Source organism: Streptomyces sp. NPDC002730 (genome assembly GCF_042888805.1).
Taxonomy (GTDB): domain Bacteria; phylum Actinomycetota; class Actinomycetes; order Streptomycetales; family Streptomycetaceae; genus Streptomyces.
Genome location: NZ_JBIAQG010000003.1, coordinates 143,942 through 165,013, shown reverse-complemented (window position 1 = coordinate 165,013; position 21,072 = coordinate 143,942). Strand labels below are relative to the sequence as shown.

The following is a 21,072-nucleotide window of genomic DNA, read 5'->3' as shown; positions in this document are numbered from 1 at the left end:
CGAGCTGTCGGAAGCGGACTACGAGTGGCCGAGATCCTCCGACTCGCCGTCCGGCTCCGAGGAGACCGAACCGCCTTCGCGGGCCGGACGCAGCGGGAACTCGTCCGTGCCCATCGAGTCGAAGACATGCGGCGCCGGCTGCGGCGGCTTCGGCATCACAGCCGCCTCGGAGTGCGCGCCGCAGCCGTACGACAAGGACACGACGCGCCCGTCCGCCGGTGAGAACTCGTTCGCGCAGATACCGAAGGCCTGCCGCAGGGAGCCCGCCAGCGGAACGAGGAAACCGCAGCTCGCACAGGACGCGGGGGCCGCCTGCGCCATGGGGGTCTGCGCGCCGAAGGACTCGTCCCAGCGGTCCGCGGCGACGTGCAGCCCGTACCGGGACAGCACGCGGGCCCGGCGCATGCCGAGCTCCTCCGCGACCGACGCGATCGCACCGCGGCCGTTGGCGACGCTCTCGTCGATGGGCCTGCGCTCGGTGAGTTCCGCGTCCTCCGCCTCGACGCGCTCGACCAGGTCGTGGGACGGCGGCACGGTCTCGGCGACCACGGAATTCGGCGGGGGCACGTCCTCGCCCGTGAAGCCGGGCTCCAGCCGCAGATCCTCCGCCTCGGTGGGCAGCAGATCGCCGGGGCCCAGGTCGCCGGGCCGCAGCCGCTCGCTCCACGGCACCCACTCGGGCGCGAGCAGCGAATCGGGGCCGGGGAGCAGGACGGTTTCGTCCAGCGTGACGATCTTGGCGCGGGAGGCCCGCGTGACGGTCACCGCCCAGCGCCAGCCGCGGTATCCGGGTTCCTTGGCCTCGAAGAAGTGCGTGACTACACGGTCACCCTCCGAGACCAGGGATACATGCTCGCCGACCACCCCAGGGGCCGCGGCCTCTTCGGCCGCCGACCGGGCAAGGTCTACCGCCTCGGCGCACAGGCGGTCAGGGGTCCGGCTTCGCGTCGTCGCTGCACTCACAGGTCTCGCTTCTCTCCTACGCCGTCTCACGGGTGCGCCGGCCGATTCGCGAGGTACGGGCCGCAGGCGGAGCGGACCAGGGGGCCGCATCGACGTCCGCGCCCAGACCAACCTGTCTCGGGCACACCTATCGTCATCCATTCTGCGGGATGCCGAAGAGGCGCGCGGCCGAGAACTACCGCCGGTGGCGCGCTACGCACGCTACCCCCTCTGTCGCTCCCCGCCCACATGCCCGCCCCAACAAGGGGCGAACAACGGCGCATCGCGGTTCGCCTCGGCAGGGCTTGGGGCACTATGACGGGGTGGCAGCCGTGAGGTCGTCCGAAGGGACCGGTGCGCTCAGCAGAGCAGGCCGGGCGGTCGGCCGCGCCCTGCATCTGCCCTTCACCGGAACGGCGCGCGGCATCCGCAAGGCGACGCACGCGCATGGCGCGGGCGAGTCGGGGCTCGGGAAGCTGATCGAGCTGCACGCCGTGAACGGCGCGGGCGATGTCATGATCACCGTCGCGCTGGCGTCCACGGTCTTCTTCTCCGTACCGACGGACGAGGCACGCGGCCGTGTCGCGCTCTACCTCGCCATCACGATGGCGCCCTTCATCCTGCTGGCCCCCGTCATCGGACCGCTTCTGGACCGTATCCCGCACGGCCGCCGCGCGGCGATGGCGGGCGCGATGCTCACCCGTGCGGTGCTGGCGGTGACCATGTCGGGCGCGGTGTCGACGGGCGGCCTCGAGCTGTATCCGGCGGCGCTGGGGGTGCTCGTCGCGTCGAAGGCGTACGGGGTGGTGCGCAGCGCGGTCGTGCCCCGGCTGCTGCCGCCGGGCTTCTCCCTGGTGAAGGCCAACTCCCGGGTGACGCTGGCGGGGCTGCTGGCGACGGGTGTCGCGGCACCGATCGGGGTGGGGCTGCAGAAGGTCGGGCCGCAGTGGCCGCTGTACGGGGCGTGCGCGCTGTTCCTGCTCGGGACGTACTGGGCGTTCACAATGCCGGCCAAGGTCGACTCGGCGAAGGGCGAGGGCAAGGCGCACATGCTCACCCACGGCGAGAAGAAGCCCAGTCTGCGTACGGTCGGACCCTCCGTACTGCACGGGCTGCAGGCAAACGCCGCCTTTCGCGCGCTCTCCGGCTTCCTGATCTTCTTCCTCGCGTTCCTGCTGCGCGTGCAACCGCTGCCCGGGCAGAGCGCGGCGGTGTCCCTCGGGATAGTGGGTGTGGCGGCCGGCGTCGGCAACGCGCTCGGCACGACGGTCGGAGCCTGGCTGAAGGCCCGCGGCCCGGAGATGATCATCGCCACGGTGCAGGCGGTGGTGCTGGCCGCGGCGATCGCCGCGACGGTGTTCTTCGGCGCGGGCATGGTGGCGGTACTGGGCGCGACGGCGGGTCTGTGCCAGGCGCTGGCGAAGCTGTCCCTGGACGCGCTGATCCAGCGGGACGTCCCGGAACAGGTGCGCACGTCCGCGTTCGCCCGCTCGGAGACGCTGCTGCAGATGGCCTGGGTCGCGGGCGGCGCGATCGGCATCGCGCTGCCGCTGAACGGAACGCTGGGCATGTCGGTCGCGGCGGGAATCGTCGCGCTCGGCGCGCTGACGACGGTGAGGGGCCTGCTGACCGCGGCCCGCCACGGCGGCATGCGACGTGCTCGGGTGGCCTGAGGCGCGCTACGCGAGCACAGCGGTACGCGGGCACAGCGGTACGCGGGCACAGCGGTACGCGGGCACAGCGGTACGCGGGCACAGCGGTACGCGGGGATGACACGTACAGCGCTGCACGCCGGGCGACGCGCCAGTGCCGTGACCACATGCCGCTGCCATTGGCGCGTCCTTCGGCCGCGCCGGCCTCAACCGCCGTACGGTCCTGATTCGAGGCCCGTACGGTCAACCCTCGCGGCACGCCGTACCCGGGCGTCGCGGGGCGCGGGGGGCCCGATAGCCTTCGGACCATGACCGTTGCGTTCTTCTCGGGCAAGCGCCGCCGGGCCGCTGCCGCTCTCGGTGCCGTCTCCGCCGGGCTCCTCGTACTCTCCGCCTGCGACAAGCCGACACCGCTCGCGACCGTGACGGTCGGGACGGACTCGGTGCACACCGAGGCGACCTGCTACAACGACGGCAAGGCCATCAAGGAGTCCTTGATCCAGAGCTGCCTGAACAAGAAGGCCGAAAAGGTCGTCAAGGTCGCGATGGACGACAAGGTCCGCTTCGGCGTCGACCCGGAGATCGCCGACCACGGCTGGACGCTGTTCATCGGCGGCCAGCAGGCCGAGCAGGAGCCGTACAAGAAGTCGTACCGGACCATTCCGGGCAACGCCTTCTTCGCCTCGCAGACCGGTGAGACCTCGAACAAGGCTCAGGTCAGCATCGTGGAGACGAACGGCAAGAAGCTCGTCGGCATCTGGCATTTCCAGCTCGAAAAGGACTCCTGACCCGGAGGACCGTGCCGTGCGCGTACTGGTGGTGACCGCGGTGGCGGCGGAGGCGGACTCCGTCGCCGCGGGGCTCACCGGTCCCGTGCTCGACACTCGGCAGCTGCCCGGCGGGTACGCGCTGTCCCGCCAAGGCACCGTGGACGTGCTCGCCGCCGGTGTCGGACCCGCCGCCGCCGCGGCCGCGACCGCCACCGCGCTCGCCCTCGACGCCTACGACCTGGTCGTCTCCGCCGGGATCGGCGGCGGCTTCCAGCCCCACGCCCCCATCGGCGCGCTGGTCGTCGCCGACGCTATCGTCGCCGCCGATCTCGGCGCCGAGACCCCCGACGGCTATCTGCCCGTCGACGAACTCGGCTTCGGCCGCAGCATCCATCGTCCGCCGGCCGCACTGTCCCAGCAGACGGCGGACACCCTCGACGCCGTGTACGCGCCCGTCCTCACCGTCTCCACCGTGACCGGCACCGCCGCCCGCGCCGCCGAGCTGAGGGACCGTCACCCCCGTGCCGCCGCCGAGGCGATGGAGGGCTTCGGCGTCGCGGAGGCCGCCGCCGCCCACTCCGTGCCGGTCCTCGAAATCCGCGCGGTCTCCAACACCGTCGGCCCGCGCGACCGCGCCACCTGGCGCATCGGCCAGGCACTGGACTCACTGCGGTACGCCTTCCAGCTGCTCAACCCACTCCTCGAGGAGTCGCCGTGACCCTGCAGATCGCGTACTCGCCCTGCCCGAACGACACCTTCGTCTTCGACGCCCTGGCGCACCGCCGGGTGCCCGGCGCGCCCGCCCTCGATGTGACCTTCGCGGACATCGACATCACCAACGGCATGGCGGAGCGCGGCGAGTTCGACGTACTGAAGGTCTCGTACGCCGTACTGCCGTGGGTCCTCGACGAGTACACGCTGCTGCCCTGCGGCGGCGCGCTCGGCCGCGGCTGCGGTCCGCTGGTGCTCACCAAGCAGCCCGGCACCGATCTCACCGGGAAGACCGTCGCTGTGCCGAGCGAGCGCTCGACCGCGTATCTGCTCTTCCGGCTGTGGGCCGCTGACATCGTCCCGGGCGGCGTCGGCGAGGTCGTCGTGATGCCGTTCCACGAGATCATGCCGGCCGTGCGCGACGGCAAGGTCGACGCCGGACTCGTGATCCACGAGGCGCGGTTCACCTACCAGAACTACGGACTGCACTGCCTCGCCGACATGGGCGAGCACTGGGAGTCGACGACCGGCCTGCCCATCCCGCTGGGCGCGATCATCGCCAAGCGGTCGCTGGGCGCCGAGACCCTGAAGCTGCTGGCCGATTCCATCCGCACCTCGGTGCGGATGGCGTGGGACGACCCGGGGGCCTCGCGGCCGTACGTACTCGAGCACGCCCAGGAGATGGACCCGGCCGTGGCCGACCAGCACATCGGGCTCTACGTCAATGAGTTCACCGCCGACCTCGGCGACGACGGGCACGCGGCGGTACGCGGACTGCTCACGCGCGCCGCGGCCGAGGGACTCGTACCGCCCCTCGGCCGCGATGCGCTCAGCTTCGTGTAGCCGCTGCGTACAGCCGCCCAGGGCTGCCCTAGACGTCCAGCTGGTCCGCCACCGCCCGCAGCAGGCCCGCGATCTTGCTGCCGTGCACCTTGTCGGGGTACCGGCCGCGCTCCAGCATCGGCGTGATGTTCTCCAGCAGGGTCGTCAGGTCCTGCACGATGGACGCCAGCTCGTCGGGCTTGCGACGCTGAGCCGCTGCCACGGAGGGGGTCGGGTCGAGGACTGTCACCGAAAGTGCCTGGTCACCACGTTGTCCTGCCACGACGCCGAACTCGACGCGCTGGCCCGGCTTGAGCGCGTCGACCCCCGTGGGGAGCACCGACGAGTGAACGAAGACGTCGCCGCCGTCGTCGCGGGAGAGAAAGCCGAAGCCCTTCTCGCTGTTGAACCATTTGACCTTGCCGGTAGGCACGTCTGTCCTCGTCCTCGTACTCGTTGGGTCGCTTGCGGCACCTGAACTCGGGCACCGAAAAACGGCTCTGGATAGCACTACAGCGGGTCGTCTGACCCGCCACCCCCAAGGCTAATGGTCCAGGGGCTGGTGACAAGACGTCGCCGAACGGTTCCTCCGCGCAAGGAACTACCCTGGCCGGATGACTGCTACTCCTCCCGCACCCGGTGACGGGCTGGTGCGCGTCGGCGCGATCGTTTTCATCGTCGGCGCTGTGGCCACTCTGGTCACCCTGGCCCCGCTGTTCCTGGGGACCGAGCCCTTTCCTTCGATCGCGTACGCGGTCTGCATGCTGATGGGCGTGGGGTTCCTGATCGCCGCGGCGGGTGTACTGCGCTCGATCGCCGCGCAGCGCCGACAGGCCAAATCCGCGCTCTAGTTCCGGCTGGTTCCGGCTGGTCCGGGCTGGTTCCGGCTGGTTCCTGCTACTTCCGGCTGTAGCTGCGCAGCCAGTCCGGGAACGCCGTCAGATCGTCCAGGATCACGTCCGCGCCGGCCTCACGCAGTTCCGCCGCGTCGCACGGGCCGGTCGGCACGGCGACCGCGAGTGCCTCGGCCGTGTGCGCGCCGCGTACGTCTCCGGTGTGGTCGCCGACGTACACGCTCGCGCCGTGCTCACGCAGCGCCTCCGCCTTGGCCTCCGCCCACAGCCAGCCGATGACCTCGTCCGGGGCGATGCCCAGGTGGGCGAGGTGGAGTTTGGCGTTCGGCTCATGCTTTGCGGTGACCACAATGGCGCGGCCGCCGAGCTCCTGGACGGCGGCGACGGCCTCGCGGGCGCCGGGCAGGGCGAGGGTCGGCTCGATCGCGTACGTGGCGTAGATCTCGCGGTAGCGGTCGCCCATCTCCTGTATCTGCGCGTCCGGGAACCAGTGCGCCAGCTCCAGTTCGAGGGGCGGCCCGAGCCGGGTGACGGCCAGGTCGGCGTCGATCCACACCCCGGTCTCGGCCGAGAGCGCAAGGTACGCGGCGTGGATGCCGGGCCGGGAGTCGATCAGTGTCATATCGAGGTCGAAGCCGACCGTCAGCGGATGCGTAGCCATAGGGGCCATTGTGCCCATCCGGCCGCGCGGGCCCGATGCCGAGACTTGGTCAGGCCTTACCAGCCCCGGGCCGGCTCGCCCGGGAGCAGAACCCACACGGTGAAGGCGGCCGTGGGCGGTATCCGGGTCCCCGACGCGCCCAAGCGCGTCACCGTTCTGAGTCACCGCCTCCGCGACCGCCACACCAGGAAGAGGGCGGATGCGACGGCCGCCCCCTTCACCACCCACGGCCAGGTCCCGGTGAGCGCGTCGCGCATCCCGTTCTCCGGGATCGGTTCGCCCCAGCGGCCGTTCACCCGGCCCCACAGCCAGACCAGTCCGCCCACCGCGACCGCTCCCGGCAGGCCTGCCACCGCCCATTTCACCTCGGCGCGGGACAGCCTGCGCGAGGCGTACGCGAGGAGCCAGCCGCCGCCGAGCGCGAGCCAGGAGCCGAGGACGGCGCCCGCGACGAGGAGCGCGGCGGCGAGCAGCAGGAAAGGGTTGGCGAGGCCCGTCCGTACGGACTGCGGCCCGGCACCCGCGGTACGGCGGCGGAGCCGCGGACGCCACCGGCGCGGTTCGGCCTCCGCCTCCACCGCGCCGTCGTCCTCGGCCTCCTCCTCGTACTCCTCCTGGTATCTCTTCTCGGCCTGCTCGTACCTGTTCTCGGCCTGCTCTGCGCCCCGCGCTGCCAACTCCTCCTCGGACGGAGGGGGTTTCAGTATTTCGGGGATCTCCACACCGCCGACGAACCCGGCGACGCTCTCGCCCGCGCCGAACGGCCCCGGCTCGATCCGCCACCAGTCGGGCTCGCTGCCGGACGGGCCGAGCTCGTCCATCCCGGCGAGATGGGGCGGCGAAGCGCCGTACGTCATCGGCGGACCGTCCGCAGCCCCGTGTCCCGGTACCGATCCCGATCCCGATCCCTGTGCCTGTCCCGCCTCCGACGCCGACTTGCGCGGTCGCGGGATCCGGAGCCGTACCCGCCGCTGCGGTACGCCGGCCTGCGGTACGTCGGTCTGCGGCCCGGCCGGCCGTGGCTTCGGCGCCGAACCGCCGCCGTCCTCCGACGCGGCCGCGACCACCTCGTCCGGCGTACCGAGCCGGCCGAGGATACGGCGGACGGCGGACGGGCTGTCGCCGCCGAACCCGGCCCGCTGCCGGTCGATCTCGCTGCGCAGCGTCGACACCAGCCGCATCCGGGTGCCGGACGGCAGCTGGTACTGCTGCGCCAGGTCGCCGACCCGGCTCAGATAGTCGTAGACGAGCTGGTCGCTCTCGATCCCCACCGGCGTTCCCCTGACGTTCCCTGCCGGGCCGCCCTGTCTCCCGGGCCCGCCCTGTCCCCGACGGTAGCGCTCCAGGCACTACCGTGGGGCGGATGGGGACCATGCCCGAAGGAAGCAGTCCGAGCAGTCCAAGCAGCCCGCGCACGCTCGCCGAAGCCCTGCGCACCCGCGGCGACGAGGAGCTCGCCGCACTGCTGCGCGCCCGCCCCGATCTGCTGAACCCCGTGCCGAACGACCTGACGCAGCTCGCCACCCGGGCCGGCACCCGCGCCTCCGTCGTACGCGCCCTGGAACGTCTCGACCGGTTCACGCTGCAGACCGCCGAGGCGCTGGCCGTGGCCCCCGACCCCGCCCCGTACGACACCCTGCTCGCGCTGCTGACCGGCTACGAGGGCGACGCGACGATCGAGGCGGCCCTGCCGCACGCCGTCGGCATGCTGCGCGCGCAGGCCCTGGTCTGGGGCGGCGACGACCGGCTGCGGCTGGTGCGCACCGCGCGCGAACTCCTCGCCCCGTCCCCCACCCGTCCCTCTCCGACCGGCCTGGGGCCGACCGTCGCCGAGGCCACCGCCGGTATGTCGCCGACCCGGCTGCAGGAGCTCCTGGCGGCCGCCGGGCTGCCGTCGTCGCACGACCCGGTCTCCGCGGTCGCCGCGCTGACCTCGCTGTTCACTGACCGAACGCGGATGGAGTCGCTGCTGGACACCGCACCGCCCGAGGCGCTGACGGTCCTCGACCGGCTGGTCTGGGGCCCTCCGTACGGAGAGGTGACGGCCAACCCCACGCCACCGGTGCGGTGGCTGCGCGACCGAGGGCTGCTGCTGCCCGCGTCACCGCGCACGGTCGTGCTGCCGCGCGAGGCAGCGCTGCATCTGCGGGCCGGCCGCGCGCATCGCGCGCCGGAGCCGGTGCCGCCGGCGGTCACGCCGGCCGCGATCGCGTCGATCACCGCGGGCCGTCCACAGGTTGTGGACAGTACGGCGGCGGGCCAGGCGTACACCGCGCTCTCGACGGTCGAGGACCTGCTGAAGGACTGGCACGAGGGCGGCCCTGCGGTGCTCAGATCCGGCGGTCTGTCGGTACGCGACCTCAAGCGCACGGGCACCGCGCTGGACACCACCGAGCAGATGGCCGCGTTCTGGCTCGAACTCGCTTACGCAGCTGGCCTGTTGGCGTCCGACGGCGAGGCGGACGAGCGGTACGCGCCGACGCCCGCGTACGACGAGTGGCTGACCGTCCCCTCGGCGGAACGGTGGGCGCTCCTCGCCACCGCCTGGCTCAAGGCGACCCGCACACCGGGCCTGGTCGGCAGCCAGGACGCCAAGGGCCGTACGCTCTCCGCCCTCGGCCCGGACCTGGACCGCTCGGCGGCACTTGAGGTCCGCCGCCGGGTCCTCGAGCTCCTGGCCGCACTCCCGACGGGCACGGCACCCGACCCGGAGACGGTGCTCGCCCGGCTGCGCTGGGAACGCCCGCTGCGGGGCGGCGGCGCGGCGGGCCCGGACACGAACGCGGCCCGGAACGCGGCGGGCGGCCCGACGGACCTGCGCTCACGGATCGCGGCGTGGACCCTGGTGGAGGCGGAGGTGCTGGGCGTCACGGGCCGCGGGGCGCTCTCGACGCACGGACGGGCGCTGCTGGGCGGCACGGGCCCGACGGGGTCGGGTGACGGCGCTCGGACGCCGACTGGCGCCGAAGCGGGGACCGGCTCAGGCGTGGGTTCCGAAGCGGAGACCGGCGCAGGCGCGGCCGCCGAACCCGCCCCGCACGGCGCGGCCACACCCCGCTTCACCGGTGAGCCCGACGCGGACGCCGCCGCCCGCGCCCTCGCGCCGCTCCTCCCCGCGCCGCTCGATCACGTCCTTCTGCAGGCCGACCTCACCGCCGTTGCCCCCGGGCCTCTCGATCGGCCGCTCGCCGAGACCCTCTCCGTGCTCGCCGACGTCGAGTCCAAGGGCGGCGCGACCGTCTACCGCTTCACGCCCGGCTCCGTACGCCGCGCACTCGACGCCGGGCGGTCCGCCTCCGAACTGCACACCTTCCTCGCCACGCACTCCCGCACCCCGGTGCCGCAGCCGCTCAGCTACCTCATCGACGACGTGGCCCGCCGCCACGGCCATCTACGGATCGGCGCCGCCTCCGCCTACGTACGCTGCGACGACGACGCGCTGCTCGGCGAGATCCTCGCCGACAAGCGGTCCCAGGGCCTGCGGCTGCGCCGGCTCGCCCCCACCGTGCTGGCGGCCCAGGCCGACCCCGCGACGCTCCTCGACGGGCTGCGCACCATGGGCTTCGCGCCGGCCGCCGAGTCCGCGGAGGGCGATGTGCTGATCACCCGCGCCCACGCCCGGCGCACCCCGCCCCGCACCCCGCCCGTCCCGGTCCCGGACGGACCACACCTGCCCGACGGCACACTGCTCGGCGCCGCGGTGAAGGCGATCAGGGCGGGCGACCTCGCGGCCACCGTCGTACGCAAGCCCGTTCCGGAACCTGCGCGGAACGGCGAGCTCCCCCGTACGACCTCCGCCGAGACTCTCGCCACCGTGCAGGCCGCGGCACTGACCGGCTCCGCCCTCTGGATCGGCTACGTCAACGCGGACGGCGCGGCAAGCCAGCGCGTCATCGCACCCGTGCGTGTCGAGGGCGGCTTCGTCACGGCGTACGACCACACCGCGGACGAGGTCCGTACGTACCCGCTGCACCGCATCACCGGCGTCGCCGAACTCGCGGACGACCCCACCTGAAGGGCGTCATGCGCTCGACAGGCTTCACGCGCTTGGCAGGCTTCACTCGCCTGCGGGGCTTCACGCGCCTGACGGGCCTGGCAGGCCTCTTCGCTGTCGCATGCGCCAACCTGCGCCCCAGCAGCAGATAGCCCAGCAGCGCACCTGTCGTGTTGAGGATGACGTCGTCCACGTCGAAGGCCCGTCCCTCCACCAACGCGCCCTGCGCCAGCTCGACCAGCGCCATCACCAGCACGGTGAGCGCGATCACCCGCACCATGCGCATCGAACGCGGTACGAAGACGGGCAGCAGCACGCCGAAGGGCACACCGAGCAGCAGATTGCCGCCGACCTGCTTGCACGCGGCCAGGAAGGTGTAGTCCTCGGCGTACTGCCGCAGCGACGAGCCGGGCCTGAGATTGGCCGTGGCGATGTCGGCGGAGGCGTGCGAAGGGGCGAGGGTCAGTCTGGCCAGTACGGCCGAGAAGGCCACCAGCGCCAGAAAGGCCACCACCACGGCGCATACGCGCAATGCTGTTCTGCCCCACGATGTACGGGGCTGTGCTCCCGTTGTCATGGAGCTGCGGGTACCCCCGCCGTCCCTGGTCAGGCCCGGACGTTGCCGATCTTCGAGTGGAGGGACGCGAGACGGACGCGAAGGGGCAGGCCGACGGCATCCGGCTGCTCATCCACTCCGGTCCCGGCGCTCAGTACGGCACACTGGAGGTTTGGCCATACCGAAAGGGCGCAGGTGTGAACGGACCCCTCATCGTCCAGAGCGACAAAACTCTCCTCCTCGAGGTGGACCACGAGCAGGCGGACGCCTGCCGTCGCGCCATCGCGCCCTTCGCGGAACTGGAGCGTGCCCCCGAGCACATCCACACCTACCGGGTCACCCCGCTCGGCCTGTGGAACGCCCGCGCCGCCGGGCACGACGCCGAGCAGGTCGTCGACGCGCTCGTGGCGTACTCCCGCTACCCCGTCCCGCACGCCCTCCTCGTCGATGTCGCCGAGACGATGGCCCGCTACGGCCGGCTCACCCTCTCCAAGCACCCCGTCCACGGGCTTGTGCTGACCACCACCGACCGCCCGGTGCTCGAGGAGATCCTGCGGTCCAGGAAGGTCCAGCCGCTGGTCGGGGCCCGGATCGACCCGGACACGGTCGCCGTCCACCCCTCCGAGCGCGGCCAGATCAAGCAGACGCTGCTGAAACTGGGCTGGCCGGCCGAGGACCTCGCCGGTTACGTCGACGGCGAGGCGCACCGTATCGATCTGGACGAGACGGGCTGGGGGCTGCGCCCGTACCAGAAGCAGGCCGTCGAGGGCTTCTGGCACGGCGGCTCGGGTGTCGTCGTACTGCCCTGCGGCGCCGGAAAGACGCTGGTCGGAGCCGGTGCGATGGCGCAGGCGAAGGCGACGACGCTGATCCTGGTGACGAACACCGTCTCCGCGCGGCAGTGGAAGCACGAACTGGTGAAGCGCACCTCGCTGACCGAGGACGAGATCGGCGAGTACAGCGGTACGCGGAAGGAGATCCGCCCGGTCACCATTGCCACGTACCAGGTGCTGACGACGAAGCGGAAGGGGATCTATCCCCATCTGGAGCTCTTCGACTCCCGCGACTGGGGCCTGGTCATCTACGACGAGGTGCATCTGCTGCCCGCGCCGGTCTTCAAGTTCACGGCGGATCTGCAGGCCAGGCGTCGGCTCGGGCTGACCGCGACGCTCGTACGCGAGGACGGCCGCGAGTCGGACGTCTTCTCGCTCATCGGGCCGAAGCGTTTCGACGCGCCCTGGAAGGAGATCGAGGCGCAGGGCTATATCGCGCCCGCGGACTGTGTGGAGGTACGGGTCAATCTCACCGACTCCGAGCGGCTCGCGTACGCGACCGCCGAGACGGAGGAGAAGTACCGTTACTGCGCGACGACCGAGACCAAGCGCAAGGTGACGGAAGCGCTGGTGCGGAGGTTCGAGGGCCAGCAGATCCTCGTCATCGGCCAGTACATCGACCAGCTCGACGAGCTGGGCGAGCACCTGAACGCGCCGGTCATCAAGGGCGAGACGTCGAACGCGCAGCGCGAGAAGCTCTTCGACGCCTTCCGCCAGGGCGAGATCTCGGTGCTCGTCGTCTCGAAGGTCGCGAACTTCTCGATCGACCTGCCGGAGGCGACGGTCGCGATCCAGGTGTCGGGCACCTTCGGCTCCCGCCAGGAGGAGGCGCAGCGGCTGGGACGTGTGCTGCGGCCGAAGGCGGACGGCCACCAGGCCCACTTCTACTCGGTGGTCGCGCGGGACACGATCGACCAGGACTTCGCGGCGCACCGCCAGCGGTTCCTGGCGGAACAGGGGTACGCCTACCGGATCGTGGACGCGGACGAGCTGCTGGCGAGCGACTGAAGGATGCGCGGGTCGCGCGCCTGCGGCAGAGCGCCGGGGAGCCGGCGAACGGGGGTCGTCCTGGTGCGGTTCGTCATGGACGACAGTCAACCTCCGGGCGTCCGGCCGGCACCTCGGGCGGCGTCCTCAGATCGTCCGTGCGCAGGTACTCGCCACGGGGCCCGGGGAGTGTGAGGGCGGACGCGGTCCGCCCTCCCGCGTACGCCAGCAGCGCGATCGCCAGCAGCGGGTAGGGCGATGCCAACGACTGCTGCCACCAGGGGAGTCGGAGGGCCGGCTCGCCGTGGTGCGGGACCAGCCAGAGCGTACGGGCCATGAAGACCGCGGCCACGGCGGCTGCCGTACGGGTCCGGCCCTCGGCGACCAGGACCGCCAGCAGCGGTACGCACCACACCCAGTGGTGCGACCAGCTGATCGGCGAGACGAGCAGCGCGGTGTACGCGACGGTCAGCACGCCCCACCGCTCCGGCACCCGGCGGGCGATCCACAGGCCCGCCACACCGGTCACCGCCACCGCGAGCAGCCATACCGTGCCCGGGTCCGGGGTGTGCAGCACCCGCGCGAAGAGCCCTTGCAGCGACTGGTTTTCGGTGGCCCAGGCCTTGCCCGCCCGGCCGGTCTCGAAGATGCGCCGGGTCCAGAATTCGGCGCTGGCGTGCGGGAGTACGAGTGCGCCCAGCAGCACCGTGGCGGTGAAGGAGGCGAGCGCGGTGAGCCCGGCCCGTACCCGGCCGGTGATCAGGAGATGGACGATGAACACGGCGGGCGTGAGCTTCACTCCGGCCGCGACGCCGAGCGCGAAGCCCTTGCCGATGGCTTCCTCGTCCCGCGACAGGTCCCACAGCACCAGACAGACGAGTGCGAGGTTGATCTGCCCGAAGAGGAGGGTCTGGAAGACCGGTTCGAGCCAGAGGCCGGCGGCGATCGCGACGATGACCAGCGGGGTCCGCGCCGGGAGCCCGGCGAACCGGCAGGAGAGGCGCACGAGCAGGGCGAGCAGAGCCGCGTTCCCGACGACGAAGACCACCTTGAGCGCCGGAACGGGCAGCCAGGTGGTCGGTACGAAGAGGATCGCGGCGAAGGGCGGACAGGTGGCGGGAAGTCGCCACTCGGTGACCGTGAGTCCGTAGAGATCGATGCCGTTCGCGACGGCCGCCCCCTCGGCCCGGTACACGAAGGTGTCGGCCACGGGGATGCGCTGGGCGACGCAGAGCGCGGCGAGCGCGGCGAGGGAGAGTGCGAGGGCGACGACGGGTGCTGCGGTGAGTAAACGAGGGGTCACGTTCCGGTACTTCACGGCCGCGACCCTACTAGTGGCTCGACTGAAGACGGTCGAGCAGGTCGAGCAGGTTGCGTAGGGCGACCAGTTCGAGCAGGTGGTCGGCTCCTCAGCGGTGGCGGACTCCGGCCTCCTCGGCGTACTCACCGAGGACCACGACGCTGAAGACGGCCTCGGCGAAGACCTTGACCGCGCGGAGTGCGTTGCCGACACGGTGCGGGGAGTGGGGGGCGGCACCGGTGGCAGTGGCGCCGCGATGGGGGTGGGGTACGTGGGTGCCTGGGGTGAAGGTTGCTGCGCTCATGTCTCCATGATGGTTCCAGGGCCTGCTCGGCGCATCGATCTGCGGACTGACCCGTGAGGACGCCCGCGTACGACTCCAGACATAGGTCATCCCCTACGGGGAGGACGGCCGCGGCTCTCCGCGTGAAAAATCATTCGCCCGCGATCCGTGCTCTGACTACAATCGCCCGTCTTGCCCGCCTCCCCTGGGGAGCGCCGCCGCCCGGACGGAAACCGGCCGGTCCGCCATGCCGTGATCCCTGCCGTGATCCATACCTGGGTCCCTGCCGTGATCCCGACCCACGCCGTATCCGCCGGAGGCAACCCGTGCCCGCGCACGTCCCTGAACCCGCCGACCCCAGCTCCACGGACACCGGCTCCGCCGACCCCGGCTCCGTCGATCCGCTGGGGCGCGAACGCGCCCATCTCGCCGACTCGCGTGCCGCGCTCCGCGCGATGCGCGAGGACGTCCAGGCACTCGACATCCGCGATGTCACCGCGAACTGGGTCAACGCCGCCGTCCTGGGGGCCCAGATCGAGGAGCGCATCAAGGCGCTCGCCGATCTCTCCCACACGCCGCTCTTCTTCGGCCGGCTGGACTATCTGCACGTGGTCGGCGCGGAACAGGCGGAGGGCGCGTCGGGAGAGCGCTTCTACATCGGCCGCCGCCATGTCCACGACGCGGACGGCGAACCGATGGTCATCGACTGGCGCGCGCCCGTCTCGCAGCCGTTCTACCGGGCGTCGAAGAAAGACCCGCTGGACGTCGGCCTGCGGCGGCGCTTCGGCTACACGGGCGGCGACCTGACGGCGTACGAGGACGAGCATCTGACCGACCCGGCCACCGATACGTTCTCCGGCTCCGCCGGGGGGTCGCGGACGAGCAAACTGCTCCAGGCGGAGATCGAGCGCCCGCGCGTCGGCCCGATGCGGGACATCGTCGCCACGATCCAGCCGGAGCAGGACGAGATCGTACGGTCCGGGCTCGGCGGCACCGTGTGTGTCCAGGGCGGTCCGGGCACCGGAAAGACCGCGGTGGGCCTGCACCGGGTCGCGTATCTGCTGTACGCGCACCGTGAGCGGCTTGCCCGGACCGGGACGCTGGTCATCGGGCCGAACCGTTCCTTCCTCCACTACATCGAGCAAGTGCTGCCCGCGCTCGGAGAGTTGGAGGTCAAGCAGGCGACGGTCGACGACCTGGTAGTGGCGCCGCTGCTGGAAAGGCACAGTGAAGTACGCGGCACGGATGCGGCGGACGCGGCGGTCATCAAGGGCGATGCCCGAATGGCGGAGGTGCTGCGCCGGGCGGTCCGCGCCCATGTGACGATGCCGACCGAGCCGCTGATGGTGGTACGCGGCTCGCGGCGGTGGCGGGTACCCGCGTACGAAATCGAGGAGATCGTAAGGGAGTTGCTCGACCGCGACATCCGCTACGGCGCGGCGCGCGAGGCTCTTCCGCAGCGGATCGCGCATGCGGTGCTGGTCCGTATGGAGCAGGCGGGCGAGGCGCCGGACGACCGGGTGCAGGACGCGGTGGCGCGCAATCCCGCGGTGAAGGCGGCGGTCAAGGCGGTGTGGCCGCCGGTGGACCCGGCGAAGCTGGTACTGCGGCTGCTGTCGGACGCGGAGTTTCTGGCGGAGCACGCGGAGGGGCTGCTGAGTGCGGACGAGCAGAAGACGGTGCTGTGGGCGAAGCCGGCACGTAGCGTGCGGGCCGCCATGTGGTCTTCCGCGGATGCGGTGTTGATCGACGAGGCGAACGATCTGGTGCAGCGCACGCACTCGCTCGGCCATGTCGTGCTGGACGAGGCGCAGGACCTGTCCCCTATGCAGTACCGCGCGGTGGGCCGGCGCTGCACGACGGGCTCGGCGACGGTACTCGGCGATCTGGCGCAGGGCACCACGCCCTGGGCAACGGCGAGTTGGGCCGACGCGCTCGCGCATCTGGGCAAGGCGGACGCGGTGGTGGAGGAGCTGACGGCCGGTTTCCGCGTGCCGCGCGAGGTGATCGCGTACGCCTCGCGACTGCTGCCGCACATGTCGCCGGGCCTGGCGGAGGTCCGGTCGGTCCGTGAGTCGCCGGGCTCCCTGGAGGTACGGGAGGTGGCGGACGTCGCCGGTCTGGACACGGCGGTGGTGACCGCATGTACCGAGTCGCTGCGCCACGAGGGTTCGATCGGCCTGATCGCCGCGGATGCCCGGATCCCGGCGCTGGCCGAGGCCCTGACGGCGGCCGGTCACGCATTTCTCTCGCCCGGCGAGGAGACGACCGCCGAGTCCCGCCTCACCTTGGTCCCGGCGTCGCTCGCCAAGGGCCTGGAGTACGACTACGTGGTGCTGGACGAGCCCGCCGCGGTCGTCGACGGCGAGCCCGACGAACGGACCGGCCTGCGTCGGCTCTATGTGGCCCTGACCCGGGCCGTATCAGGACTGACCGTGCTGCACGCCGCGCCGCTGCCCACCCAACTCGGCGGTCAGTAGCGCGACTCGCTATACGTCGCCGCGAGTGTCGTGCCCGGCGCCTACCGGGCACCGGGCACGACACCTCATGTCAGGTTCCGACATACAGGGCATGCCGCCCGTCGGTAGCCGCTCGCGCTAGGGGACGAACTGATTCTGGACCAGCGTCCACGTTCCGTTGCAGTCGAGGGTGGCTGCTGCGAACGCCGGGTCTGTCGGGGCCGGGGGAGGCTCGACGGCTTCGTCTCCACGATCGATGTCACAGAGTGTCTCCCAGACCTCCCCGCTCGTGGTGATGACCTCGACGAACACCTGATTGGGGGTTCTCTCGTCGATCGTGGCGTCGCAGGCGCCCTCGATCGTCACCGACGGGTCAACACCGAGCGTGGTGATGTCCGTCCAGTCGAATGGGTCGACCTGGGGCGTGAGCCCCCTGGCCCCGACCCAGATTGTCCCGTCGTGGACAGCTGCGAAGACCTGCGTCTCCCCGTGAATGTTGGAGTTGATGCTGTGGCACGCACCATCAGCACCGGTAGGTCCGGTCCCACCGGTCGGCCCTGTGTCACCGGTCGGCCCTACGCCACCGGTCGGCCCGGTGTCACCGGTCCCGTCAGCCCCGGTCGGTCCGGTCGGGCCGGTCGGCCCGACATCCCCGGTGGGGCCGGTCGGTCCGGTCGGGCCGCGGCGCCCGTTCTTTCCGTTCTTCCCGTCCTTCCCGTCCCTTCCTTCCTTTCCGCGAAGTCCTCGAGGCCCGGGCTGGTCCATCGTGGTCGTCGGGGCATTCACTCCCGCAACGACACGGGACTGCCCCACGGCGGTGTGCGCGGCGGCCTGTACGGGTACCGAGGCCGCTCCCAGCGCGGCGGTCAGCAGCGCAAGCATGCTGCCGGTCACCAACTTCTTGCGAAGAAACGCGCGCGGCAAGCTCCTGTTACCAGGAATCATGCGACTCTCCCTTGGTCCTTTGGTCCTTGGCGGAGACTTGTTGAACGTCGACCCGCTACTGCGTGGACAATCGGAGCAAGAGGGATAAATCTTGACCTTTCACCTCCGCGTATCACCTGCCCGGTCGAGGTATTTGCGCCAAAAGCGCACCAAACGCCGGAAAGGCTGAAAATCAGCCTTTCCGGCGTGTGAGCGGGGCCCGACGCGGGCCCCGGTTTACCCGTCCAGCGCCTCCCGCCATTCCCGCACCGCCGGCGCCGCCACCGGGGCCGACCAGCCGCCCGGCCGCGCCGCGCCGCCGATATGGAACGCGTCCACGCCCGCCGACCGCAGCGCCGGCAAGTGGTCGAGGCGCAGGCCACCGCCGACCAGGATCTGCGGCTCGTAACCCGGTTCATCCCGTCGCGCCGCCTCCGCCAGCAGCGTCGGAAGGCCGGCGTCGACGCCCTCGGCCGCACCCGCGGTCAGATACGTGTCCAGACCCGGCACATCCGCCAGCTGCTTGCGCAGCGCATCGCGGTCCGCCGCCCGGTCGATCGCCCGGTGGAACGTCCACCGGCAGCCGTTCAGCTCCGCCACCACCCGCTCCACCGCGACCAGATCAGGGTTGCCGTTCTCGTCCAGGAACCCGAGCACGAACTCCTCCGCGCCCTCCGCCCGCAGCTCTCGCGCGGCCCGCACCAGCGCGTCCACGCCGCTCACGTCACCCGCGGCGAACCCCTCGGCGAGGCGCAGCATCACGCGCAGCGGGATGTCGACGGCCGCGCGGATCCGGGCGTACGTCTCCCGGGTCGGGGTCAGCCCGTCGGCCGCCATGTCGGTGACGAGCTCGAGCCGGTCGGCCCCTCCGGACTGGGCGGCGACCGCGTCCTCCGCGTCGAGAGCGATCACCTCCAGGACTGCACGGTTGCTCATGGAACCCCATTCCTCCAGGGAGACGACTACGGCTCATACAGGTCTAGTCCAATCCCAGCCTAATACGCATGTACGACGAAGGCAGCTGTACCGAGCTTCCGCGCGGGACTTCCGCACAGGATCACCACTTGCGCCATATACGACCTGGGGGTATACGGGGGGGGGCGACGCTGCTCGCCGTACACACTGATGAGGACGAGTCCGAAGTCCTGCGGCCGGCAGGTGCGTTGGAGCATGCGTCGGAGCGCCCCGTCGCACTGGAGCGCGCCAAGGACGAGGCCGTAGCCGCAGGCCGTACCACGATCGCCGTCGCCGCCGGGGACAGCGCGGCGTCAAGGCGGCCCAGCGGGACCGTAGGTGCGGCTCAGCCGCCCGGGCCGCCGCTTCCGGACGCGCCGCCACTCCCGCCGGGGCCACCGCTTCCGCCCTGGGCGCCGCTCCCGGACGCGCTGCCACTGTCCTCCCCGGGCGGAGGCGCGGCCTCGGGCTTCTTGCTGGGGCTGTGCGTGCTGTGGGTCTTCATGTTGTACGGGAGGAGCCGCCCGCCGTCATGCGGGAAGTCGTCCTCGTCCGGCTCACGGATCTCTTCGATGTGCGCCTGGTGGTCGGGCGGCTTCGGCTGCTCCTCGGGACGCGGCGGCGGGACCTGCTGATCCCGTCGTCGCCCGTCAAACCACATGGCGCCCGCCAGGAGCGCAATGAGGAAGACTCCGAAGATGAAGGGCGCGGCTCCCTTCAGCTGCTCAGCGACCGCGAGGTCGGAAACCGGGCTGTTCTGGGCGAGCATCAAGGCGTTCATAGGGTCTGCCTCCGCACACCACCGGAATGGCACACATGCCCTTTGCCCCATTGTCGCCCCTCACCACCGTCACCACCGCTTCAGCCGAAGAAGACCAGCTCCTTCTCGTTCGCCCCGGTGAGCTCGTAGCACGTGCCGGTCAGCGGGCGGCCTGCCAGCAGGCGGATCAGAGTCGGGGCCGCTCCGGTGTACGTGGCGGGGTCGGGGCTGTCCGCGCCGAGCACGATCGGGCCGTCCCGGCCGTCCAGCCGGGCCAGCAGCGGCATGGTCCTGCGGGCCCGGGTGAGCCCGGCCAGCAGCTCCAGCGCGTACCCGAGGCCCTCGCCCGCGTACGCTCCCGGCTCACCGAACGCCTCCCGTACGTCGCCGGCGTGCACCCACTCGCCGAGCGCGATGCCGTCCAGCAGCCCATGTTCCGCCTTCGCGATGACCGGCCCGGCCTCGGTCATACCGCGCTCCAGCTCGTCCACGACACGGGAGTTGGACCACTCGGCCCGTTCGGCGATATCGCGGTCATTGGACTCGGGGCTGAACACACCCTCCTCGAACCGCCCCTCCACCACCCGCATCAGCGCCGCGCCGCAGTGCGCGAGCACATGGCGCACGGTCCAGCCGGGACAGCAGGTACGGAGGGCGAAGTCCTCGTCGGGGCGGGCACGCAGCAGCGGGACCAGGGCGTCGCGCTCGGTGCGCAGCAGCCGACCGGGAAGCTCGGGATCACGTACAGATTCCATGGCGCCCAGCCAACCGCATCCGAGGGGCCCGCCCTAGAGTCGCCCCATGACCGACGCCTTCGTGGACCTGCGCGCACGCTGGAACCGGACCCTCCTCGCCGCCCGCCACGGCGCGGGCGCACCTGACCCGCTGCCGTACGCCGACAATCTGCTCACCCGCTGGTCGGAGCCGCAGCGCCACTACCACACGGTCGATCACCTGACGGCGGTGCTGAACCACATCGACGTACTGGAGGAGCACGCCGCGGATCCGGACCTGGTCCGCCTCGCGGCCTGGTTCCACGACGCGGTCTACCTCCCCGACCGCTCCGAGAACGAGGAACGCTCCGCCCACCTGGCGGAACGCGCCCTCAGCGAGGCCGGGTTGACCCCCGCCGCCACCGCCGAGGTCGCCCGGCTGGTCCGTCTCACAGTCACCCACGCCGCCGAGGAGTCCGACACCAACGGCGCGGTCCTGTGCGACGCGGACCTGGCCATCCTGGCGGCGCCGCCGGAGCCGTACGCCGCGTACACCGCGGCCGTACGCGAGGAGTACGCCTTCGTCCCGGACGACGCCTTCCGCGAGGGCCGCGCGGCGGTGCTGCGCCAGCTGCTCGGCCTGCCGCGACTGTTCCGTACGCCGTACGGGGAGCGGGAGTGGGAGTCGCGTGCGCGGCACAACCTGGCGACAGAACTGAAGCTGCTGGCGTCCTGACCCCGCGTCCTCGACGTCCGGAGCGCGCGGAACGGCGCGCGCGTGAGCGCGCGCCGAGGTCTGAGTCACTGCCTCCTGCGCGGTGATCACCCGATCGTGCGACGCCCGACGCAAGCGGCCTCGCGAGGTGGTCACCGCACCCTGGGTTCGCCCGCCCGACT

20 protein-coding genes are annotated in these 21,072 nt (G+C 71.6%); 9 read left to right on the top strand and 11 right to left on the bottom strand.

What is annotated here, in order from left to right; translation table 11 throughout:
* Positions 1–18: 18 nt before the first annotated feature.
* On the bottom strand, positions 19–963 hold the full coding sequence (locus ACFYXH_RS09040) for a DUF3027 domain-containing protein (RefSeq protein ID WP_385300429.1): 945 nt from the start codon (positions 961–963) through the stop codon (positions 19–21).
* A 302-nt stretch (positions 964–1,265) separates the two neighbouring features.
* On the opposite strand from ACFYXH_RS09040, the gene ACFYXH_RS09035 reads away from it, so the two are divergent.
* The 4 genes from ACFYXH_RS09035 (at position 1,266) to ACFYXH_RS09020 (ending at position 4,918) form a co-directional block, all read left to right on the top strand.
* Positions 1,266–2,615 (top strand): MFS transporter, encoded by a 1,350-nt coding sequence (locus ACFYXH_RS09035; protein ID WP_389561433.1) that lies wholly within the window; start codon positions 1,266–1,268, stop codon positions 2,613–2,615.
* Positions 2,616–2,902: 287 nt separating this feature from the next.
* Positions 2,903–3,382: a DUF2771 domain-containing protein gene (locus tag ACFYXH_RS09030; protein ID WP_327324407.1), complete on the top strand. Its 480-nt coding sequence runs from the start codon at positions 2,903–2,905 to the stop codon at positions 3,380–3,382.
* 16 nt (positions 3,383–3,398) lie between these two features.
* A complete protein-coding gene (locus ACFYXH_RS09025) occupies positions 3,399–4,082 on the top strand; it encodes a futalosine hydrolase (protein WP_389561432.1) in 684 nt (227 codons plus the stop codon).
* On the top strand, positions 4,079–4,918 hold the full coding sequence (locus ACFYXH_RS09020; protein WP_389561431.1) for a 1,4-dihydroxy-6-naphthoate synthase: 840 nt from the start codon (positions 4,079–4,081) through the stop codon (positions 4,916–4,918). Before ACFYXH_RS09025 ends, ACFYXH_RS09020 begins: the two co-directional genes overlap by 4 nt.
* Positions 4,919–4,946: 28 nt before the next feature.
* On the opposite strand, the gene ACFYXH_RS09015 is transcribed toward ACFYXH_RS09020, so the two are convergent.
* Entirely contained in the window at positions 4,947–5,330 is a 384-nt protein-coding gene (locus tag ACFYXH_RS09015; protein WP_389561430.1) for a cold-shock protein, read from the bottom strand.
* 181 nt (positions 5,331–5,511) lie between these two features.
* Here ACFYXH_RS09015 and ACFYXH_RS09010 point away from each other — a divergent pair, with 181 nt between their 5' ends.
* On the top strand, positions 5,512–5,748 hold the full coding sequence (locus ACFYXH_RS09010; RefSeq protein ID WP_362681788.1) for a hypothetical protein: 237 nt from the start codon (positions 5,512–5,514) through the stop codon (positions 5,746–5,748).
* A gap of 46 nt (positions 5,749–5,794) precedes the next feature.
* Here ACFYXH_RS09010 and ACFYXH_RS09005 read toward each other — a convergent pair whose 3' ends face one another.
* Together ACFYXH_RS09005 and ACFYXH_RS09000 are read right to left on the bottom strand one after the other, a co-directional pair.
* Positions 5,795–6,421, bottom strand: a complete 627-nt coding sequence (locus tag ACFYXH_RS09005; RefSeq protein ID WP_389561429.1) for an HAD family hydrolase — start codon at positions 6,419–6,421, stop codon at positions 5,795–5,797.
* 152 nt (positions 6,422–6,573) lie between these two features.
* The gene (locus tag ACFYXH_RS09000; protein ID WP_389561428.1) at positions 6,574–7,683 is read right to left on the bottom strand and encodes a hypothetical protein; all 1,110 of its coding nucleotides are present in this window, start codon (positions 7,681–7,683) and stop codon (positions 6,574–6,576) included.
* A 92-nt stretch (positions 7,684–7,775) separates the two neighbouring features.
* Here ACFYXH_RS09000 and ACFYXH_RS08995 point away from each other — a divergent pair, with 92 nt between their 5' ends.
* Complete coding sequence (locus ACFYXH_RS08995) at positions 7,776–10,427, top strand: helicase-associated domain-containing protein (protein ID WP_389561427.1); 2,652 nt, start codon at positions 7,776–7,778, stop codon at positions 10,425–10,427.
* Here ACFYXH_RS08995 and ACFYXH_RS08990 read toward each other — a convergent pair.
* Complete coding sequence (locus ACFYXH_RS08990; RefSeq protein ID WP_389561426.1) at positions 10,390–10,983, bottom strand: VanZ family protein; 594 nt, start codon at positions 10,981–10,983, stop codon at positions 10,390–10,392. The two genes, ACFYXH_RS08995 and ACFYXH_RS08990, sit on opposite strands and share 38 nt — an antisense overlap.
* Positions 10,984–11,159: 176 nt before the next feature.
* Here ACFYXH_RS08990 and ACFYXH_RS08985 point away from each other — a divergent pair, with 176 nt between their 5' ends.
* Complete coding sequence (locus ACFYXH_RS08985; RefSeq protein ID WP_385300420.1) at positions 11,160–12,803, top strand: DNA repair helicase XPB; 1,644 nt, start codon at positions 11,160–11,162, stop codon at positions 12,801–12,803.
* 73 nt (positions 12,804–12,876) lie between these two features.
* Here the strand turns inward: ACFYXH_RS08985 and ACFYXH_RS08980 are convergent, their stop codons facing one another.
* Positions 12,877–14,100: a glycosyltransferase 87 family protein gene (locus tag ACFYXH_RS08980; RefSeq protein ID WP_389561425.1), complete on the bottom strand. Its 1,224-nt coding sequence runs from the start codon at positions 14,098–14,100 to the stop codon at positions 12,877–12,879.
* A 91-nt stretch (positions 14,101–14,191) separates the two neighbouring features.
* Positions 14,192–14,386, bottom strand: a complete 195-nt coding sequence (locus ACFYXH_RS08975) for a hypothetical protein (protein ID WP_389561424.1) — start codon at positions 14,384–14,386, stop codon at positions 14,192–14,194.
* Between the two features lie 305 nt (positions 14,387–14,691).
* Between ACFYXH_RS08975 and ACFYXH_RS08970 the strand changes: the two genes are divergently transcribed.
* Positions 14,692–16,845 (top strand): HelD family protein, encoded by a 2,154-nt coding sequence (locus tag ACFYXH_RS08970; RefSeq protein ID WP_389561423.1) that lies wholly within the window; start codon positions 14,692–14,694, stop codon positions 16,843–16,845.
* A 117-nt stretch (positions 16,846–16,962) separates the two neighbouring features.
* Here the strand turns inward: ACFYXH_RS08970 and ACFYXH_RS08965 are convergent, their stop codons facing one another.
* The 4 genes from ACFYXH_RS08965 to ACFYXH_RS08950 all read right to left on the bottom strand — a co-directional run bounded on the left by ACFYXH_RS08965 (position 16,963) and on the right by ACFYXH_RS08950 (position 20,217).
* Positions 16,963–17,769 (bottom strand): hypothetical protein, encoded by an 807-nt coding sequence (locus tag ACFYXH_RS08965; RefSeq protein WP_389561422.1) that lies wholly within the window; start codon positions 17,767–17,769, stop codon positions 16,963–16,965.
* Positions 17,770–17,985: 216 nt separating this feature from the next.
* Positions 17,986–18,684 (bottom strand): copper homeostasis protein CutC, encoded by a 699-nt coding sequence (locus tag ACFYXH_RS08960; protein ID WP_389561421.1) that lies wholly within the window; start codon positions 18,682–18,684, stop codon positions 17,986–17,988.
* A 364-nt stretch (positions 18,685–19,048) separates the two neighbouring features.
* Positions 19,049–19,483, bottom strand: coding sequence for a DUF6479 family protein (locus ACFYXH_RS08955; RefSeq protein WP_389561420.1), 435 nt, complete (start codon positions 19,481–19,483; stop codon positions 19,049–19,051).
* A gap of 80 nt (positions 19,484–19,563) precedes the next feature.
* Entirely contained in the window at positions 19,564–20,217 is a 654-nt protein-coding gene (locus ACFYXH_RS08950; RefSeq protein ID WP_389561419.1) for a maleylpyruvate isomerase family mycothiol-dependent enzyme, read from the bottom strand.
* Between the two features lie 46 nt (positions 20,218–20,263).
* On the opposite strand from ACFYXH_RS08950, the gene ACFYXH_RS08945 reads away from it, so the two are divergent.
* Positions 20,264–20,911, top strand: coding sequence for a hypothetical protein (locus ACFYXH_RS08945; protein WP_389561418.1), 648 nt, complete (start codon positions 20,264–20,266; stop codon positions 20,909–20,911).
* Positions 20,912–21,072: the final 161 nt, after the last annotated feature.

What these genes read in the sequence shown, in the direction of transcription:
- ACFYXH_RS09030 (WP_327324407.1), top strand. Translation starts at nt 2,903, where the DNA reads ATGACCGTTGCGTTCTTCTCGGGCAAGCGCCGCCGGGCCGCTGCCGCT.
- ACFYXH_RS09010 (WP_362681788.1), top strand. Translation starts at nt 5,512, where the DNA reads ATGACTGCTACTCCTCCCGCACCCGGTGACGGGCTGGTGCGCGTCGGC.
- ACFYXH_RS09005 (WP_389561429.1), bottom strand. Translation starts at nt 6,421, where the DNA reads ATGGCCCCTATGGCTACGCATCCGCTGACGGTCGGCTTCGACCTCGAT.
- ACFYXH_RS08995 (WP_389561427.1), top strand. Translation starts at nt 7,776, where the DNA reads ATGGGGACCATGCCCGAAGGAAGCAGTCCGAGCAGTCCAAGCAGCCCG.
- ACFYXH_RS08990 (WP_389561426.1), bottom strand. Translation starts at nt 10,983, where the DNA reads ATGACAACGGGAGCACAGCCCCGTACATCGTGGGGCAGAACAGCATTG.
- ACFYXH_RS08975 (WP_389561424.1), bottom strand. Translation starts at nt 14,386, where the DNA reads ATGAGCGCAGCAACCTTCACCCCAGGCACCCACGTACCCCACCCCCAT.
- ACFYXH_RS08965 (WP_389561422.1), bottom strand. Translation starts at nt 17,769, where the DNA reads ATGATTCCTGGTAACAGGAGCTTGCCGCGCGCGTTTCTTCGCAAGAAG.
- ACFYXH_RS08960 (WP_389561421.1), bottom strand. Translation starts at nt 18,684, where the DNA reads ATGAGCAACCGTGCAGTCCTGGAGGTGATCGCTCTCGACGCGGAGGAC.
- ACFYXH_RS08955 (WP_389561420.1), bottom strand. Translation starts at nt 19,483, where the DNA reads ATGAACGCCTTGATGCTCGCCCAGAACAGCCCGGTTTCCGACCTCGCG.
- ACFYXH_RS08950 (WP_389561419.1), bottom strand. Translation starts at nt 20,217, where the DNA reads ATGGAATCTGTACGTGATCCCGAGCTTCCCGGTCGGCTGCTGCGCACC.
- ACFYXH_RS08945 (WP_389561418.1), top strand. Translation starts at nt 20,264, where the DNA reads ATGACCGACGCCTTCGTGGACCTGCGCGCACGCTGGAACCGGACCCTC.